The sequence below is a fragment of the Ruegeria sp. YTSA226 genome (assembly GCF_059609905.1).
Map to the genome: position 1 here is coordinate 292,094 of NZ_JBXWMQ010000002.1, position 17,730 is coordinate 309,823.

Consider the following 17,730-nt stretch of genomic DNA (forward strand, 5'->3'; position numbering starts at 1 on the left):
TCCGAAACGGGCATGATCGTGATTTTAGGCTGAGTCACGCTGGACTTAATTGCAGTGGCGAGGGAGGCCGAACATGTTACAGGATCTGGTTGATCTCGGGCGATACCCGATAGACCGCCCCGGTTCATGGGCATATGAGCAGCTGATAGGTGATCTGAGGCGCGAGCTGGATCGGGACGGCTGTGCTGTTCTTCCAGGTTTCGTACACGAGGATGGCGTGGCGCGTTTGCTGAAAGAAGCCGATAAGACTGCCGTTGGTGCACATAGGTCATTTAGCCGAACGAATCCGTATTTCACCAAAGACGACCCGGCATTGGCGCCAAGCCATCCGGTGCGTCGATTTTATGATCGGTCGAATGCCTTTGTGCCAGCGGACAGTTTTTCCAAATCCGGACCGCTGCGACGTATTTATGAGTTCGCTGGTTTTTTACCTTTCATTCGAACGGCATTGAACGAGTCCGAAGACCGGTTCTTTCGCTACGATGATCCTTTGGCTGATGTCATCATCAACGTGGTCGAAGAAGGGCAGGGGTTTCCCTGGCATTTTGACACCAACAACTACACCGTGACGCTGGCCATTCAGAATGGAGAATTCGGTGGTGAATTCGAATATGCCCCCAACCTGCGAAGCGCCGAGGATGAGAATTTCGCGGCTGTTTCTGCGGTTCTGGGCGGTGATCGGACACGGGTGCACCAGTTGGTGTTGAACCCAGGGGATCTGCAGATTTTCAAAGGGCGCTATTCCTTGCACCGGGTCGCTCCCGTGAAAGGAGAGCGCAGACGATATGTCGGGATCTTTTCTTTTGTCGAAACCGAAGGCATGTGCGGTGGGGTGGAACGGACCCGTCAGTTATATGGGCGTGTTCTTCAGCATCACCATGACAAGGAAGGAGTCCGGCGCGACGCCCTTCTGGATTGACGGTAACTAAGAGTGCTCTCGCCCGTTGCCCGCCTGCCTGCGGCGGCTAGGCCGAGCAGCGCGTGCCGCGCTACGGGATCAGAACCCTGGGCTGGTGCCCTGTAGAACGCCGTGCTCCAGCGCATAGCGGGTCAGGCCGGCAGTTGAGGATATGCCCAATTTTCGTTTGATGTTCTTGCGATGGGTTTCGACCGTTCGCACTGAGATATCAAGTGTTTGGGCGACTTCCTTGTTCGATTTCCCTTGTGCCAGCTCCAGCAAGATCGTCTGCTCGCGCCCGGTCAAAGCCTCGCGCGTTGTGTCGCCTTTGGGTTTGAGGGAACCGCTTGCGCCCGTGCACAAGTATTGTTCACCCCGCATGACGGCGTCGATGGCCTTTTTGATTTCATCCGTTGGGACGTCCTTGAGCACGTACCCTTTTGCACCATGGCTGAGAGCAGTCGAAATATATTCGGGGCTGTCATGCATGGACAGGATCAGAATGCAGGTGTCCGGTATGCGTTCAAGGATGATCTCGGTTGCGCTCAGACCGCTTAGCCCGGGCATGTTCAGGTCCATCAGGATGACGTCAGGCTTCAGATCGGCAACCTGATCAACCGCTTTCTTTCCGCTGCTGAGTGTCCCGACCACGGTAATGTCATCATAGCTTTCGAGGATCGACTGGATCCCCTCGGCCACCATTGGATGATCGTCGACAATCAGGACCCGGATCGTCTGGTCGCTCATGTACCGGCCTTTCGGTTCGGAGTTGCGTCTTCCTGTGGCGGCAACAGGTGGCTGAGTGGCAGGCTGACCTCGATCACTGTGCCGCTGCGGTGGCCGCGTGATGACAGAATACGCAGCGATCCGTCAAGTTGCTCGATCCGTTCCTGCATATTGCGCAACCCAATCCCGGTACTGCCCCGACCCGGAGAGTTGCGCAAACCGCGGCCATTGTCGGTTATTCGCATGGTTGCGCCTTTCTTGTGCCCGCGCAGATCGATGGTGACATGGGTGGCACCGGAATGGCGTTCGATATTGGTCAGGGCCTCTTGGGCAATGCGATAGAGGGCGATCTTGCTATCCTGATCCAGCCGGTTGCGGAAAACAACGGTCGAGAAATCGGTCTCGATCCCGGTTCTCTCGCGGAAATCATCTGTCAGAGCCTCAAGCGCGGGGCCGAGGCCCAAATCGTCCAGCACGCCGGGGCGCAAGTCGCGACTGATGCGGCGGACCTCGCTGATGGCGGTTCCCAGATGCTCGATCCCCTTGTCCAGTGGATCATGCGCGCCCACATCATCGCCGCGCGACAGGCGACGGCGGGCGTTGTCCAACGCAAAGCGCACGCCCACAAGGATCTGACTGATCCCGTCATGAAGCTCGCGTGCCACACGGCCGCGCTCTTCCTCTTGCGCGTCGAATACCCGCTGGGTCAGCTGTTTCAGTTTGGCATCGGCCAGACGTCTTTCGCGGATGTTGAGCAACATGCCTGAGGCAAAGACAATCAGAACAGCGGCCAGAACAATGGCACCGATATACATGAAGGTACGCTGCACGCGCGCTTCAACCTCGGCCCGTGCGCTGGCAACTGCGGCAACAATGTCATCGATGAATACCCCGGTGCCCACGACCCAGCGCCAATCCTGAAGGCCGACGACATAGGCGATCATCTGCGCTTCTTCCCCGGTCGAGGGCTTTTGCCACATAAAGCTGTGCCAACCCGCACCCTGACGAGCAAGGCGAATGAACTCATTCACCACCGGTGTGCCGTCGCTGTCGGTCAGACCCTCCCAATTTCGGTTGATGAACTCAGTCTGACGGGGGCTTACCAGATTGGTGCCGTCATAGTCATAGACGAAAAAGAACCCGTCCTGCCCATAGATCATGGCCGACAGGATTTGCGCGACCTGAGTTTTGGCGGCTGTGTCATCCGGAGCCGCGCGCCCGTAGATATAGGCAAACCCATTGCGCGCCTGAGTGACATAGTTGCGCAGCTCTTCCTTCTTGGCCTGAATCAAAGAGCGTTCCAGTGCTTCAATTTCGCGCTCGGCAGTGGCGCGCGCCTCATAGGCAACCATCACCGCAATCGCGGCCACCGCCACGACCAGCGGGATCGCCGCCACCAGCGACAGCTTTTGAGCATAGGTCAACGAGACCAGTTGTCGAAGTCTTTGCATGGACGAATCGATACGCAAGCCACAGCAAAATTGCAAAAAGATTGGGCGTCTGGCGGGAAAACGGCACCAAAAATCCCTGTTTTGCTATGATTGGACCGTTATTGCCTGTGCAATTCGCGCAGAAAGCCGCGTTTCTACGCAGTAGTAGGTATTCCCTTTCACTTCCTTGTGACTAGTCTTGCCGCTGTTGAATACGACAGGCCCGGACAATCCGGGTCATGATTATGAAGGGGAGGATCACTCATATGGACCGTCGTTCATTTCTGAAAACATCCGCACTGGGCGGCTCGGCTGCTGCAGCGACCACGCTGGCGGCACCGGCCTATGCACAGGGCAAGCGCACGCTGACCATGGTCACATCCTGGGGCCGTGGCCTTGCAGGTGTGTTCGACAGCGCGCAGCGTTGCGCCGACAGCATCACCACCATGTCGGACGGCAACCTGAACGTTGAGATCAAAGCAGCCGGTGAGCTGGTTGGCGCGTTCGAAGTGTTTGACGCGGTATCATCCGGTCAGGCCGACATGTACCACGCGGCAGACTATTATTTTGTGGGTCAGCATCCGGGCTATGCATTCTTTACCGCTGTTCCGTTTGGTATGACCGCCCAGGAACTGGTGAACTGGTACTACCATGCCGGTGGTATGGAACTGCATGACGAGCTGGGCGAAATCTTTGGCCTGAAATCCTTCCTGGCTGGTAACACCGGTGCGCAGGCGGGTGGCTGGTATTCGAAAGAGATCAACAGCCCCGAAGATTTCAACGGCCTGAAGTTCCGCATGCCGGGGCTGGGCGGTAAAGCTCTGGGTAAACTGGGCGCATCCGTGCAGAACATTCCGGGCTCCGAAGTGTATCAGGCGCTGTCATCCGGCGCGATCGACGGAACCGAGTGGATCGGTCCGTGGGCTGACGAAAAAGCCGGTTTCCAGGAAATCACCAAGACATACTACACCGCGGGCTTCCATGAGCCGGGTGCGGGTCTTTCGCTGGCAACCAACCGCGAGGTCTATGACAGCCTGTCTGCCTCGCAGCAGAAGATCATCGAGATCGCCGCAGGTGAATGCCATCAGTGGAACCTGGCGCAGTTCCTGGCCAACAACGGCGCGGCGCTGCAGCGTCTGCAGGCAGGTGGCGTCAAGGTCATGGAGTTCCCGGACAGCGTTTGGGACGCGTTTGGTGCCGCAAGCCAGGAAGTCCTGGACGAGAACATGGGCGACGAGCTGTTCAAGCGCATCCACGACAGCGCGATGGAATCCATGGCCGCGTCTTCGGCCTGGAACAATCTGTCGTCGGGTGTCTACACCTCGCAGCGCGACCGCGTTCGCGGCTAAGTCACTTCGATCTTTGAAATCGGTTCCCCCGCATGTCGGGGGAGCCTTTCCCGTTGCGCATCTGACGGTCGGACAAACTGTAACTCTCAAATGTGCAACTGACGCGACCTGGGGACAACATGCAGGACGAAAACGGTATCTCGTTCTTCGGCGCCCTGTGGAATGGACTGATATGGTTCATTCAGAACATTGCCGAAGCCTTCATTAATTTCGGATACGCCATCACGCATCCGCAACTCTGGCTAGACTGGTCGGACAAAGAAGCAGTCATGCGCTTTGTCTATTACGGCGGGTCGGTCGAGTTCTTCTTTGTGGTTTTCACGCTGTTTCTGGTGTTGACGGCCATTGGTCTTTACTACCGCAACTTCATGTGGGCGATGGTGCGCGGGCTTGAAGGCTTTGCCAACACGACGGGGCGTTTCTTCGCCTGGGCAGGCCTTTTGATGGTGGTTCAGCAGATCATCATCGTGTTCATGCAGCGGGTCTTTACCCGCCCGGATATGTCCTTTGGGCTGGGTATCCCGTTTCAGATGGATATCAGCTGGTTCGCTGAAGAGCTGAAACTGTATAACGCCATGGTCGTGTGCCTGTGCTGCACCTACACCTTTGTACAGGGCGGCCATGTCCGCGTTGACCTGATCTATGCCGGCATCAGCCACCGCGCCAAACGTGTGGTCGACATGTGTGGTGCCATACTGTTCATGATGCCGATGGCGGTGCTGACCTGGATGTATGGCTGGTACTTCATGTGGCGGCATCTGATCGTGCCGAAGCCCTCGGCCAGTGATACTTTGGACCGGCTGGTGGCCAAGTCCCGCGCGCTGCGCTGGAACGTGGAAACCATCGGGTTCAGCCCCAACGGATTCAACGGCTATTTCCTGTTCAAGATCCTACTGATCGCCTTCGCAGCGATGGTGTTCCTGCACGCGATTGCATTCCTGTACCGCTCGTATCTGGAATATGTGGAAGGCCCGGAAAGTGTTGGAAAATACCTCGACAAGGACAGCCTTGGCGAGGGTGAAGAAGCCTACGAAGGCGCGCATTAGGGACGGAGAACCAGACAATGCTATTCGGACTTGATGGCGTCGAGATAGGCCTCATTATCGTATTTTTCTGCCTCTTCGGAGGTATTCTATCCGGTTTTCCGGTGGCCTTCGCCATCGGCGGGGCAGGAGTGATCTCATTCGGCATCATCGCCGCATTGGACAGCGCAGGTTTGCTGATTCACCAGGCGATCGACACCGGCTCTGCGGCGTATCAGGATCTGGTCAGCACGGGGGTTAAACCCGATACCATATCAGTGTTCCGCTTCCCGGACTTGCCAAGGATTGCCGAGCCTGTTTTTGTCTCGGGCTGGGAAACCGCTCTGGACCGCAACGTGTCGTTCATCGTGAACCGCATGAACGAGCGTGTTCTGGCCGGTCAGTCCATTGAAACCCTTCTGGCGGTTTTGATGTTCGTGCTGATGGGCATCACGCTTGAACGGTCGAAGATCGCCAATGATCTGCTGACCACAATGGCGCGCGTCTTTGGACCGTTGCCGGGTGGTCTGGCCGTCTCGATTGTGGTCGTGGGGGCGTTTCTTGCGGCCTCAACCGGGATTGTGGGCGCGACCGTTGTAACCATGGGGCTGTTGGCGCTGCCAACCATGCTGCGCAACAACTATTCGCCTGAATTGGCGACGGGTGTCATCGCGGCTTCGGGAACGCTGGGGCAGATCATTCCGCCCTCGATCGTGATTGTTCTGCTGGGAACGCTGGCCGGTGACTTGTATTCGACGGCTCAAGAGACCCGCGCGGTTGACGCAGGATGCACGGACGCACTGACCTATCTGGGTGAGCCTGCGGTTGTCTCGGTCGGTACTTTGTTCCAGGCCGCCTTGCTGCCAGGGATCATGCTGGCGCTGCTATATGCGCTTTATGCCTTTGGCTATGCGCTGCTCAACCCGCATAAGGCGCCTGCGGTGCCCATGACCGGCGGCAGCGGAGAGCCCATTACCCGTTCAGAAGGCTTCACCTGGTTGCTGGGTGCGCCTGTCGCGCTGATCGTGGGTACAGTTCTGCTGGGCAATCTGGGCGTCATCGGCAGCCAGAACGTCTCGGTCTCGGCATTCTCAGATATCGGGCAGGGCGCATCGCTGCGGACCAACGTTTCCGAAACCTGCAAAGCCTCGATGATCGAGCTGCATGGTCAATCCGCCTGGGATCAGGCCGTGGCCGAGCAAACGGCCATTGATGACGCAGGTGGTGCCGCAGAATCAACTCGTCTGACCGAGGAAGAGCTTGCCACCGCGCAGCAAGAGAAGATTGCCAACGCCGCTCCGATTGGAACGGGTGTTGCGGTGATGGTTCTGTTGCTGGGTCTGACCATTGTGCTGGGTCGGGGCATTGCGCCGTCACGGTCGCCACAGCCGCTGATCCTTGGGTCCATTGGTCTGATCCTGATGTTGCTTGTCGATATTCTGTTCGTGTCGCCAACAACGTCGTCAGGGTTGACCTTTGTGATGCTGGCGTTGCCCTTTGCCTTGGCCATCTATGGCTGCAAAGAGGCTGCGGCGCGCTGTGCCACCAATGATCTGATCCGGGTGGTCTTTCCTCCGCTGGTTCTGATCATCGCGGTGCTGGGGTCGATCCTGGGTGGGGTGACCAACCCAACACCGGCGGCGGCATTGGGCGCGGGTGGTGCGATCATGCTGGCGGCCTATCGCAAGCTGCAAGATCAGGAGCGGTCTGGCAAGGTTATCATCTGGGCCACCTTCGCCGTGGTCATTGCCCTGTTGATGGGGGTCAATTTTGATCTGCGCATCAATCAGAGCAGCGCCTCGGCCGAAACCTGGATTGCCTTCATCATAGCCTATGCGGCCTATCTGTATGCCCTGTTCGGTTTGCTGTTCGGCTGCTGGGTTCTGTATTCCAGCGGCGTGCTGACCCCGGTGGTGCGGGAGACCGCCAAGGTGACCTCAATGGTGTTTACCATCTTGATCGGGTCTCAGTTGCTGAACCTTGTGGTGATCTCGTTTGGCGGTGAGCACTATATCCAGCAGTTCCTCAAGAGCTTTGACAATGAATTCACGGTCTTCCTGATCGTGATGCTGGTGCTGTTCTTCCTTGGGTTCGTACTGGATTTCCTGGAAATCATCTACATCGTGATCCCGATTGTAGGCCCGGTAATCTACGGCGGGTCTTTTGATCCGAAATGGGTGACGATCATGGTGGCGGTGAACCTGCAGACCTCGTTCCTGACACCACCTTTTGGATTTGCGCTGTTCTATCTGCGCGGGGTCGCGCCGAAAGAAGTGACCACCGGCCACATCTATCGTGGGATTGTACCGTTTGTGCTGATCCAGGTGGTAGGTATCGGAATCCTTTGGTTCTTCCCTGCGATTGTGACCATCGTGCCGGATCTGATCCCGAACTGATCGAAGTCAGGTGTTTAAAGGAAAAGGGGGCCTGCGGGCCCCCTTTGCTTTGTTGGTAGGTAAAAGGGGCCAGCCCCTTCTTGGCCTGTGGCCAATTCAGCCCCGAGGTATTTTGGGCCAGATGAAGATGAGGATCAGGTGAATTGGATCAGATCCCAGCGGTTGCCGAATGGGTCCTGCCAGACCGCTACGGTCCCATAAGGTTCATGGCGCGGGGCTTCTTCGAAATGGACGCCTTTGGCCAGCATGGCCTTATAGTCGCGGTCGAAATTGTCTGTTTCCAGAAAGAAGCCGACCCGACCACCTGTCTGGTTGCCGATTGCGGTTCTCTGATCTGCATCGGCGGCCCTGGCGAGTAGAAGTGAGCCCCCGGTGGATCCGGGTGGGCTTACGCGGACCCATCTTTTTCCAGCGCCCAAGTCGATGTCCTGCGTCAGGGAAAAGCTGAGTGTATGCGTGAAAAAGGCGATGGCATCATCGTAATCCGGCACGACAAGCGTAACGGCGTGGAGGCTTTGTCGCATCAGGTTTCAGCCTTTGGTCGGGTGACGATCAGGCAGTTGGATGCTGGCAACCTGTTCGGCGATGGGGGCGGTGGACAGCGGGTGGTGGCCGTCATGTGCAATGTCACAGGGATCCTTGACCCGTTTCCATTCGCCCTGACTGTACACTTCCAGCCCTGCAAAGCGGGATTTGTATCCCATTTTCGGGCTGCCAGGCACCCAGTAGCCAAGATAAATATAGGGCAGACCCGCCTCGCGTGCGATGTCGATGTGATCCAAAATCATGTACGTGCCCAGTGAATTCTGGGGCTGATCCGGGCTATAGAATGAATAGACCATGCTCAGCCCGTCATCCAAGACATCGGTCAAACTGACAGCGATCAGATTACCGGATTCCGGGTCTGAATATTCGACCACTCGGCTGCGTATGGGGGTCTCTTCGATCATGGCTGCAAATTCGAAGACGTCCATATCCGCCATGCCGCCATCCGCATGTCGGGTGTCAAGATAGGTGCGGAACAGGTCATACTGTTCGTCGGTAGCCCATGGGGAATTCGCCCGGCGTCGCAAATATGAGTTCCGCCTGACCGCGCGCTTCTGGCTTTTGCTGGGTTGAAAGGCCGAAACGTCAATCCGCGCGGACAAACACGCGGCGCAATCAGTGCAGGAAGGGCGGTATAGGACGTTCTGAGACCGTCGAAACCCTTGCTGGGAAAGGGAGTCATTCAGTTGATTCGCGCCTTCGCCTTGCAGGGCTGTGAACAGCTTACGCTCCATCTTGCCCTCAAGATAAGGGCAAGGCTGAGGGGCCGTAACGTAGAATTGCGGCGCGATTGGCAGCGTGTGTCGCATGAATGTCCTATGGTTCCTGAAACGCGATGATAACAACCGTTCCCGGAGCCGCCAAGTGATTCACGCGACAGTCTTTTAAGCGCGACGGTTAATCATAACAGTTCCGAGAAGGGTGTCAGTCAGGCCCTGGCCGCGCGCGCCGGTCAGCATCATGATGACTGAAATGATTTGCAGCACCGGAAATGCCATGCTGACAAAATAACCGGCTGTGTGTGCGACCGCTTTACCTGTATCCATTCGTTCACCAAAAGCGTCGCGCAGTTCGACCCCCATGAAACGCATACCCAGAGTGGCCGAGCCGTTGGCGATTGTGACGACGCGATAGACAAAACTGACCACCGCATAAATCAGGGCGAGTATCAGTACGCCTAGCCCGAGGGTCAGGACGATGGCGACGGTACAAAGCAGCGAAATAAAGGCGATATCGAACAGCCAGGCCAGGAACCGTTTGGTCGTGACGGACTGGTAAAACTCGGGCTGTCGGTTCGGGTCTGGCAAGGAGTGCATACGGGTCATTCCGGTAGATGTTTCAAATACCCTGTCCCGATTGTCGGAACAGGGCAAGGTCGATCAGGCGTTATCGCCGGTTTCATCGCTTTCGCGGTTCTCGCGGACGCGTTCATCCATGAACTGGTCGAATTCGGCCTTGTCTTTCGCTTCGCGCAGGCGATGCAGGAACGCTTCGAATTCCTGTTGCTCACGCTCCAGCCGAGCCAGAGTGTCGGACTTGTAGGCGTCGAATGCGCTGTTGCCCGAGGGTTTCATTGCGCTCATGTGGCTGTGCCAGGATTTGCGACGGCTGCAGGATTTGTTGAACATACGTTTGCTCCAGATCATGTAGGCCAGAAGGGCCAGGCCGACGGGCCAGAAAAAGATAAAGCCAAGGACCATGGCAGCGATCCAGGCCCCTTTGCCTTTATCGTCAAGCCAGGCTTCTGCGCGGCTGAGCCATCCCGGGTTTTCAGGGACGGCGTGTTCGGTCAATGCGGTCATTGGTGCTCTCCGGGTTAGATGTAAATTGCTTTCACATTGAATAGATGGGGGCACCAAACCCAGTTACAAGAGGTCAATGTGAAAATGATTTACATTTCTGAATTTCGGATGGTTGACCTGAAATCTGAACAAGCGCAATTTCAGTCTAACGCACCACGGTTTCTTTCAAACATTGACTGGGTTGTCTGCTGCGGCGCTGTTTTGAGTTATGCGCCAGATTGTTGCAATGTCGGGTTAGAAATTTGGCCACAGAAATACTAAAACCACGTCTTCGGAGATGAAATGACAGGACTTCTTGCCGTCAACCGTGTACCGCGCGCCTTTGATCCTTCACTTGGTTCCGAAGCGCGCGAAGCAGTGGGTGGCATTACACCTGAGCAGGGGGAACTGATCGCAGGGGCTGCGGGCTCCAGCCCCTATCTCAAAGGCCTGATTGATCTGGAAGCCGACTGGCTACCGCAAGCTTTGGCACAACCGGACGCGATACTTGCATCCATTATGGAAACCGCAAGGGCCTTGCCTGCGGATCAACTCAGGCCGGGGCTGAGGCAGGCCAAGAGGCGTTTGGCGCTGTTGACCGCCCTGGCGGATCTGGCAGGGGCGTGGCCGTTGGAAAAAGTTACAGGGGCACTAACCGATTTCGGGGCCATGGTAGCTGATGTTGCCGCCAAGGCCGAGATTGCAACCTTGATCCGGCGAGGTAAATTGCCGGGGATGACCGAAGATGATGTCGCCTCTGCCGCGGGAATGATCATATTGGCCATGGGCAAGATGGGTGCGCATGAGTTGAACTACAGCTCTGATATCGACCTGATCGTTTTGTTTGACGAAACGCGCTATGATCCGGACGATTTCTATGAAGCGCGGCAAGGGATGGTCCGGGCGACACGGAATTTCTGCGCCACACTCAGTGACAAGACAGCGGATGGATATGTATTTCGCACTGATCTAAGGCTGCGGCCTGACCCTGCGGTGACGCCAGTTTGTCTGGCTGCGGAAGCTGCCGAACGGTACTATGAAAGTCTGGGCCGCACTTGGGAGCGCGCCGCATATATCAAAGCGCGTCCCTGCGCTGGCGATATCGCTGCGGGGCAGCGTTTCCTGGATACGCTCCGCCCCTTCATCTGGCGAAGGCATCTGGACTTCGCCGCTATTCAGGATGCCCATGACATGCGCTTGCGTATCCGCGAAAACAAAGGGACAGGCGGTGCGCTCACCATTCCGGGTCATGATATGAAACTAGGGCAAGGCGGGATACGCGAGATTGAATTCTTCACTCAGACCCGACAGTTGATTGCCGGAGGTCGCGATACGGACCTGCGCGTGCGTGGCACTGTACCGGGTTTGGCGGCTTTGGCCGGCAAAGGGTGGGTGCCCGAGGACGTGGCTGAAAAGCTTACCGATCACTACCGCGCGCATCGCGAAGTCGAACACCGCATTCAGATGATCCATGATGCGCAGACCCATAAGATTCCGCAATCCTCGGACGGGATTGAGCGGATTGCATGCCTGATGGGGATTGATAGCGCCGATCTGACTGCGGATCTGAAACGGCGACTGACCGAGGTTCATGAGTTGACCGAAGGTTTTTTCGCCCCCGGCCCGACAGCCCGTGCACCTTTGCCAGAAGTTGAATTTGACGAAAGCATATTGGCGCGCTGGACGACCTACCCATCACTGCGTTCTCAGCGCGGGGCGCGGATTTTCGAACGGCTGAAACCAGAGCTGCTGACGCGTCTTGCCAAAACCGCCCAACCGGATGAGGCGCTGCTGGCACTGGACGGCTTCCTTCGCGGGTTGCCTGCGGGCGTGCAGCTGTTTTCTCTGTTCGAGGCCAACCCGCAGCTTATCGACCTGCTTGTCGATATAGTAGGCACGTCGCATGCATTGGCCGCGCATTTGTCGCACAACGCCTCGGTCTTTGATGCGGTGATTGGCGGCAGCTTCTTTGACGACTGGCCGGGCCGGACGGTGCTGCAGGGCGAATTGGAGCGAGAACTCTCGCAGGAGCAGGACTACGAAAGCCAGCTTGATCTGGCGCGGCGCTGGTGCAAGGAATGGCATTTCCGGATCGGCGTTCACCATCTGCGCGGGTTGATCGACGGCGTGCAGGCCGGGCAGCAATATGCCGAACTTGCAAGCGCGGTGATCGCTGCGATCCTGCCATGTGTTGTGGACCAGTTCACCAGCAAACACGGGCCCGCACCTGGTCGCGGTGCCGCTGTGTTGGGCATGGGATCCCTGGGGGCAGGGCGGATCAACTCGCAATCTGACCTTGATATGATCGTGATCTACGACCCGCTGGATCAGGACATGTCCGAGGGCCCACGGCCTCTTGCCACGCGGACCTACTATGCCCGGTTCACGCAGGCACTGATCACGGCGCTGTCGGCTCCAATGTCGCAGGGGCGACTTTATGAGGTCGACATGCGGCTGCGCCCCTCGGGCAATCAGGGGCCGGTGGCGACCAGTTGGGCCAGCTTCACGAACTATCAGCAGAATGAGGCATGGGTGTGGGAACACCTAGCCCTGACGCGCGCAAACCCCGTCGCCGGTGAGCCCTCTCTGGCCGACGATATCGAGGGCTTTCGAACAGAGCTTGTTTCGCGCTCCCGCGATCAGGCGCAGGTTTTGCGCGAAGTTGCCGAAATGCGCGCGCGTCTGGCAGCCGCGAAAACCCCCGCCGGTATTTGGGATGCCAAGAATGGGGCCGGACGCATGATGGACATAGAGCTGATGGCCGAAACAGGCGCTTTACTGTCCGGTGTTGCAAAGCGCGATGTACATGCCGGGTTGGACGGTGCAGTCGCAGCCGCGCTTTTGGATGTCGCTCAGGCGCAAACGTTGAAGGATTGCTACGATCTATGCTGGTCTGTGCAATGCGCAGCTCGGCTGTTGTCAGGTAAGGTTATCGAGGCCGATAAAATCGGAGAGGGCGGTTCTGCCTTCCTGTGTCGGGCCACCGGGTATGAGCAGGTAGAACAGTTGCAGGCCGCGTTGCAGGAAAGCTACGATATCGCCGCCGAAATTATCGGCCGCGTGATTCAGGAGGATAAAGATGCCGCGCAATGACGATCCGAACGATCACAAAGGCCTGATCCGCGAGGCCTATCGCATCGATGGCATCACATTGCCCGAATGTCGCAGTATCTTTCTGGACTGGGCGTTAAGCCTTCCGGAGGGGCGTGATCAGAGGCAAGCCCTGTCTGACCTGCACGCCATCTATGCCAAAGATGAGGTCGATCACCCAATGACACAGGTGCTGACCGAAGGGTTGCAATCAGCTCAGGCGCCGAAACGGCGCGGTGGTTGGCGGTCTCGCAACCGCTAGGGCTTTCCCCTCGGCGCGTTCGCGACTATGAGGTCGCCATGACCCAAACTGCAGACCGTCCCCGTATCCGCCTGAAACCCAAAGCCAATGCGCGCGGCCTGCGCCATGGCTTCCCGTGGGTCTATGCCAATGACATTGTCACCGACCGTCGCACGCGCAAAATCCCTGCTGGCGCGCTGGCCGTGCTCGAGGATGAAAATCGCGCGCCGATCGCGCTGGTGGCGGTCAATCCTGAATCGAAAATCATGTGCCGTGTGCTGGACCGCGATCCTGACGCCGAGCTGACGGCTGATTGGTTCGAAACCCGTCTGCGCCGCGCGCTTGATATGCGCGAACGCCTGTTTGACTCGCCCTTTTACCGCCTGATCCATGCCGAGGCCGATGGCTTTCCGGGTGTCATCATCGACCGGTTCGGTGAGGCGTGTGTGATCCAGCCCAACGCTGCCTGGGCCGAAGCGCATCTGGATATGTTGACCGATGCACTGACCGCCGTGACCGGCGTGACGACCGTGCTGAAAAACGCCTCGGGCCGGACACGCGGTCTGGAAGGGTTGGATGATGTCAACCTGACCTTGCGCGGCACTGTCCCAGATGCGCCTTTGCCCGTGTTGATGAACGGTGCAACCTATATGGCGGATTTGGCGGGCGGTCAGAAAACCGGCCTGTTCTATGACCAACGCCCCAATCACGCCTTTGCTGCGCAGCTGGTTCAACCCAAGGCACAGGTACTGGATGTCTTCAGCCATGTCGGAGGGTTCGGGTTGGCGATGCTGGCGGGTGGCGCCGGACAGGCGCTGTCGGTCGACGGGTCGGCCACGGCATTGGAGTTGGCCGCAAAAGGGGCCGAGGCTTCTGGCTTTGCCGATCAATTCGACACGCGCCAAGGCGATGCCTTTGATGTGTTGGCTCAGTTGAACGACGAAGGCGCTAAATTCGACGTCGTTATCTGTGATCCTCCCGCCTTTGCACCATCAAGGCAGGCGCTGGATGCAGGGCTGCGGGCCTATGAACGCATTGCGCGATTGGCCGCCACACTGGTCAAGCCGGGCGGATATCTGGGCTTATGCTCATGCTCGCACGCTGCTGATCTGGGCCGCTTCCGCGACGCCTCATCCCGTGGTATCGGGCGCGCCGGGCGCTCAGCCCAACTGATCCATACGGGCTTTGCCGGGCCCGATCACCCGCAACTGCCGCAGCTGGCTGAAAGCGGTTACCTCAAGGCCGTGTTCTACCGGTTATGAAGGCTGTACTCGATACCTGCGTCATCTATCCAACGGTGATGCGTGAGATGCTGTTGGGCACCGCCCGACTAGGTCATTTCACCCCTATATGGTCGGCGCGCATCCTCGAGGAATGGGCCCGCGCCGCACGCAAGCTGGGCCCCGAGGGCGAGGCGCAGGCCCGTGCCGAGATTGCCCTGACGCAGGTCAAATGGCCCAAGGCAGAACGCCCAGCCAATGATGGCCTGCAGGCTCGGCTCTGGCTGCCGGACGCCGCTGATATCCACGTTTTGGCCACTGCAGTAGCCGCGTCAGCGGATACCATCGTCACGGTCAACGCCAAGGATTTCCCCAGAAATATTCTTGCAGAAGAAGGGCTTGAGCGGCGTGACCCTGACAGTCTGCTGTATGGTTTCTGGTATAACGACCCGCAAGGGCTGGACCAGCTTGCACAGCAGGTACTGGCCGAAGCAAACCGCCTGTCAGGCGATACATGGACTTTGCGTGGATTGATGAAAAAAGCCCGCCTGCCGCGTCTGGGTAAAGCGCTGACTACCTAGGCGCGATCCCTGTTTCATCTGGCCAAAAATACCTCGGAGAGCGCGAGAGGCTGGCCTCTCGCCGCCGAGCCTCAGCCACGCGCCCAACGCTGCTCAAGCACTTCCAGTGCCGCAATCCGCTCATCCGTTTTGGGATGGCTCATCAACCAGGCGGGTACAACGCCCGCGCGTTGCTGCGTCAAATCCTCAAGCTTGTGAAACAGAGACTTTTGCGGGCCGATGCCGATTCCGGCTTTGGTCAGCAGGGCGGCGGCATATTCATCTGCTTCATATTCATCCCCACGTGACAGGCGCGACGCCAAAAGCGCAGTCAGCGCATTTGCAATCATCGCACCGATGAATGGGATGAACCGGCTCAGAAGCAGCATCAAGGCTGTCCGCAACGCATTCTGCCCAGAAAAATCAATCATCCGCCGCCGAGCATGACCCAAGGCCACATGCCCCAGTTCATGTGCGATGACGCTCGCCATCTCTTCGGCGGAAACCTCGCCATTGAGGAACTTGCGATAAAACCCGCGTGTGATGAATATTCGTCCATCCGGCGCCGCAAGCCCGTTCACCGGGTCGATTTCATATATATAGACCGGAACCCTCTCGATCCCCAGCGCCGCCGCCAGCCGGTCAGTCATACGCTTGAGGGCGGGATCGGCCAGTTCGGTCGATTTCAGGTCAAGCTCGCGATGGGTGCGCCAGACCGAGATCCGGTACATCACCACGGCATACAGAACCGCCAGAAGAATCGGAGTAATTCGGAGCATGGTTCTGATATGGGGATAAGCAGACACAAGGGCAAGGCATCAGCGTTTCCGTGGGCCTGAAAGGCTTCCTAGCTGCCATGACGCAGTGGAAACTGGGTTCTTTAGGATTCTAACTGTTGAAAAACGCCGCCTGCCGCCTTATCCGCACGGGAACTCGTCGGAGAACACACAATGTCCAACAATGACCACGAAGCCCGTCACCTGGAAACGCTTGACCGCGACCTTAGACGCTTTTCTCGGCTAGAAGTGGCAACCTCCCAGGTGGGTCGCCCATTTGTCGGGTCTGGCATCGCGCTTTCTTTTATCGTTGTCGCAGGTCTTGTGGCAGCCTTCCTGTTCGGACAAGGCAACAACACGCTGATCGTAGTACTTGCGGCAATGTTTGGGGCATATATGGCGCTGAATATCGGGGCCAATGATGTTGCCAACAATATGGGACCGGCGGTCGGGGCCAATGCGCTGACCATGGGGGGCGCCATCGCGATTGCTGCCATATTCGAAAGTGCAGGCGCGCTGATCGCTGGAGGTGACGTTGTTTCCACGATCGCGAAGGGCATTATCGCTCCTGAAAGCATGGGAACGCAGACTGTATTCATCTGGGCGATGATGGCGGCTTTGTTGTCTTCGGCGCTTTGGGTCAACCTGGCGACCTGGGTCGGAGCGCCCGTGTCCACGACCCACTCGGTTGTCGGAGGCGTCATGGGGGCGGGGATCGCCGCAGCCGGTTTTGGCGCAGTAAGCTGGGGGACGATGAGCAAGATCGCGGCCAGCTGGGTTATCTCGCCGATGCTTGGCGGTCTGGTGGCGGCTGGTTTTCTTTGGTTCATTAAGGCCAGGATCATCTATCAGGACGACAAGATCGCGGCGGCCCGGAAATGGGTTCCGATGCTGGTTGGTATCATGGCGGGGGCGTTTGCAAGCTACCTGGCGCTGAAGGGTATCAAGAAGATCGTCAAGATCGACCTGAGCACTGCTCTGCTGATCGGGGCAGTCTGCGGGGCGTTGGTCTGGGCCGTGATGATTCCGGTTATTCGGCGTCAATCCGAAGGGCTGGAGAACCGCAACAAGTCCCTCAAAATATTGTTTGGCATTCCGCTGATCGTGTCCGCTGCACTTCTCAGCTTTGCACATGGGGCCAATGATGTGGCCAATGCCGTTGGGCCTTTGGCGGCCATCGTGCAAGCCTCTGCCTCGGGTGATTTCACCCAGGCGATCAGTATTCCCTATTGGGTCATGATCATCGGCGCCTTTGGCATTTCGTTTGGCCTGTTCCTGTTTGGGCCAAAACTGATCCGAATGGTTGGCAGCCAAATAACCAAACTTAACCCGATGCGTGCCTATTGCGTTGCGCTGTCCGCAGCCATCACCGTTATCGTGGCCAGTTGGCTGGGTCTTCCCGTAAGCTCGACCCATATTGCAGTGGGTGCCGTCTTTGGCGTCGGCTTCTTCCGGGAATGGGATGCTGAAAGACGGCTGCGTAAAGCCCGCATTACAGTGCCTGAGCGGACGGTTCTGGCACCGGAAGAACGCCGCCGGCGCAAGCTGGTGCGCCGCTCGCACTTTATGACGATCATAGCAGCCTGGATTATTACCGTGCCCGCGGCGGCTGTGTTGTCGGGTGTTCTGTTTCTGGGCATTCAGGCCATCGCCGGGTAATCCCGGCCTCGGCAGAACCTGATCCGCGGGCTGGCG

16 protein-coding genes are annotated in these 17,730 nt (G+C 57.9%); 9 read left to right on the forward strand and 7 right to left on the reverse strand.

Features of this window, described 5'->3' with window-relative positions:
* Window positions 1-73 precede the first annotated feature (73 nt).
* The gene (locus tag AC2FFF_RS04075; RefSeq protein ID WP_142633288.1) at window positions 74-919 is read left to right on the forward strand and encodes a HalD/BesD family halogenase; all 846 of its coding nucleotides are present in this window, start codon (window positions 74-76) and stop codon (window positions 917-919) included.
* A 78-nt stretch (window positions 920-997) separates the two neighbouring features.
* Here AC2FFF_RS04075 and AC2FFF_RS04080 read toward each other — a convergent pair whose 3' ends face one another.
* Complete coding sequence (locus AC2FFF_RS04080; protein ID WP_142633290.1) at window positions 998-1,645, reverse strand: response regulator transcription factor; 648 nt, start codon at window positions 1,643-1,645, stop codon at window positions 998-1,000.
* Complete coding sequence (locus AC2FFF_RS04085) at window positions 1,642-3,075, reverse strand: cache domain-containing protein (protein ID WP_142633292.1); 1,434 nt, start codon at window positions 3,073-3,075, stop codon at window positions 1,642-1,644. Before AC2FFF_RS04085 ends, AC2FFF_RS04080 begins: the two co-directional genes overlap by 4 nt.
* 245 nt (window positions 3,076-3,320) lie before the next feature.
* Here AC2FFF_RS04085 and AC2FFF_RS04090 point away from each other — a divergent pair, with 245 nt between their 5' ends.
* From AC2FFF_RS04090 to AC2FFF_RS04100, 3 genes are all read left to right on the forward strand, one after another.
* Window positions 3,321-4,403, forward strand: a complete 1,083-nt coding sequence (locus AC2FFF_RS04090) for a TRAP transporter substrate-binding protein (protein ID WP_142633295.1) — start codon at window positions 3,321-3,323, stop codon at window positions 4,401-4,403.
* A gap of 119 nt (window positions 4,404-4,522) precedes the next feature.
* Window positions 4,523-5,449, forward strand: a complete 927-nt coding sequence (locus AC2FFF_RS04095; RefSeq protein WP_271947526.1) for a TRAP transporter small permease subunit — start codon at window positions 4,523-4,525, stop codon at window positions 5,447-5,449.
* A gap of 17 nt (window positions 5,450-5,466) precedes the next feature.
* Window positions 5,467-7,821: a TRAP transporter large permease gene (locus AC2FFF_RS04100; RefSeq protein WP_281971950.1), complete on the forward strand. Its 2,355-nt coding sequence runs from the start codon at window positions 5,467-5,469 to the stop codon at window positions 7,819-7,821.
* A gap of 134 nt (window positions 7,822-7,955) precedes the next feature.
* On the opposite strand, the gene AC2FFF_RS04105 is transcribed toward AC2FFF_RS04100, so the two are convergent.
* The 4 genes from AC2FFF_RS04105 to AC2FFF_RS04120 form a co-directional block, all read right to left on the reverse strand.
* Window positions 7,956-8,345 carry a VOC family protein gene (locus AC2FFF_RS04105; protein WP_142633301.1) on the reverse strand — a complete coding sequence of 130 codons (390 nt, stop codon included), beginning with the start codon at window positions 8,343-8,345 and terminating at the stop codon, window positions 7,956-7,958.
* A 6-nt stretch (window positions 8,346-8,351) separates the two neighbouring features.
* A complete protein-coding gene (locus AC2FFF_RS04110; protein WP_281971951.1) occupies window positions 8,352-9,176 on the reverse strand; it encodes an arginyltransferase in 825 nt (274 codons plus the stop codon).
* A 75-nt stretch (window positions 9,177-9,251) separates the two neighbouring features.
* On the reverse strand, window positions 9,252-9,683 hold the full coding sequence (locus tag AC2FFF_RS04115; protein WP_142635100.1) for an RDD family protein: 432 nt from the start codon (window positions 9,681-9,683) through the stop codon (window positions 9,252-9,254).
* Between the two features lie 63 nt (window positions 9,684-9,746).
* Window positions 9,747-10,169, reverse strand: coding sequence for a DUF2852 domain-containing protein (locus AC2FFF_RS04120; RefSeq protein WP_142633305.1), 423 nt, complete (start codon window positions 10,167-10,169; stop codon window positions 9,747-9,749).
* Between the two features lie 282 nt (window positions 10,170-10,451).
* Between AC2FFF_RS04120 and AC2FFF_RS04125 the strand changes: the two genes are divergently transcribed.
* From AC2FFF_RS04125 to AC2FFF_RS04140, 4 genes are read left to right on the forward strand one after another with little or no spacing between them, the layout of a single operon-like run.
* Entirely contained in the window at window positions 10,452-13,241 is a 2,790-nt protein-coding gene (locus AC2FFF_RS04125; protein ID WP_496882855.1) for a [protein-PII] uridylyltransferase family protein, read from the forward strand.
* Window positions 13,228-13,500, forward strand: coding sequence for a hypothetical protein (locus tag AC2FFF_RS04130; protein WP_271947514.1), 273 nt, complete (start codon window positions 13,228-13,230; stop codon window positions 13,498-13,500). Before AC2FFF_RS04125 ends, AC2FFF_RS04130 begins: the two co-directional genes overlap by 14 nt.
* A 38-nt stretch (window positions 13,501-13,538) precedes the next feature.
* Window positions 13,539-14,741 carry an RSP_2647 family RNA methyltransferase gene (locus AC2FFF_RS04135; RefSeq protein WP_281994489.1) on the forward strand — a complete coding sequence of 401 codons (1,203 nt, stop codon included), beginning with the start codon at window positions 13,539-13,541 and terminating at the stop codon, window positions 14,739-14,741.
* On the forward strand, window positions 14,738-15,280 hold the full coding sequence (locus tag AC2FFF_RS04140; protein ID WP_142633313.1) for an RSP_2648 family PIN domain-containing protein: 543 nt from the start codon (window positions 14,738-14,740) through the stop codon (window positions 15,278-15,280). Before AC2FFF_RS04135 ends, AC2FFF_RS04140 begins: the two co-directional genes overlap by 4 nt.
* Window positions 15,281-15,351: 71 nt before the next feature.
* Here the strand turns inward: AC2FFF_RS04140 and AC2FFF_RS04145 are convergent, their stop codons facing one another.
* The gene (locus AC2FFF_RS04145; RefSeq protein ID WP_142633315.1) at window positions 15,352-16,038 is read right to left on the reverse strand and encodes a M48 family metallopeptidase; all 687 of its coding nucleotides are present in this window, start codon (window positions 16,036-16,038) and stop codon (window positions 15,352-15,354) included.
* 171 nt (window positions 16,039-16,209) lie between these two features.
* On the opposite strand from AC2FFF_RS04145, the gene AC2FFF_RS04150 reads away from it, so the two are divergent.
* Window positions 16,210-17,694 carry an inorganic phosphate transporter gene (locus AC2FFF_RS04150; protein WP_142633316.1) on the forward strand — a complete coding sequence of 495 codons (1,485 nt, stop codon included), beginning with the start codon at window positions 16,210-16,212 and terminating at the stop codon, window positions 17,692-17,694.
* The last annotated feature ends 36 nt before the right edge of the window (window positions 17,695-17,730 follow it).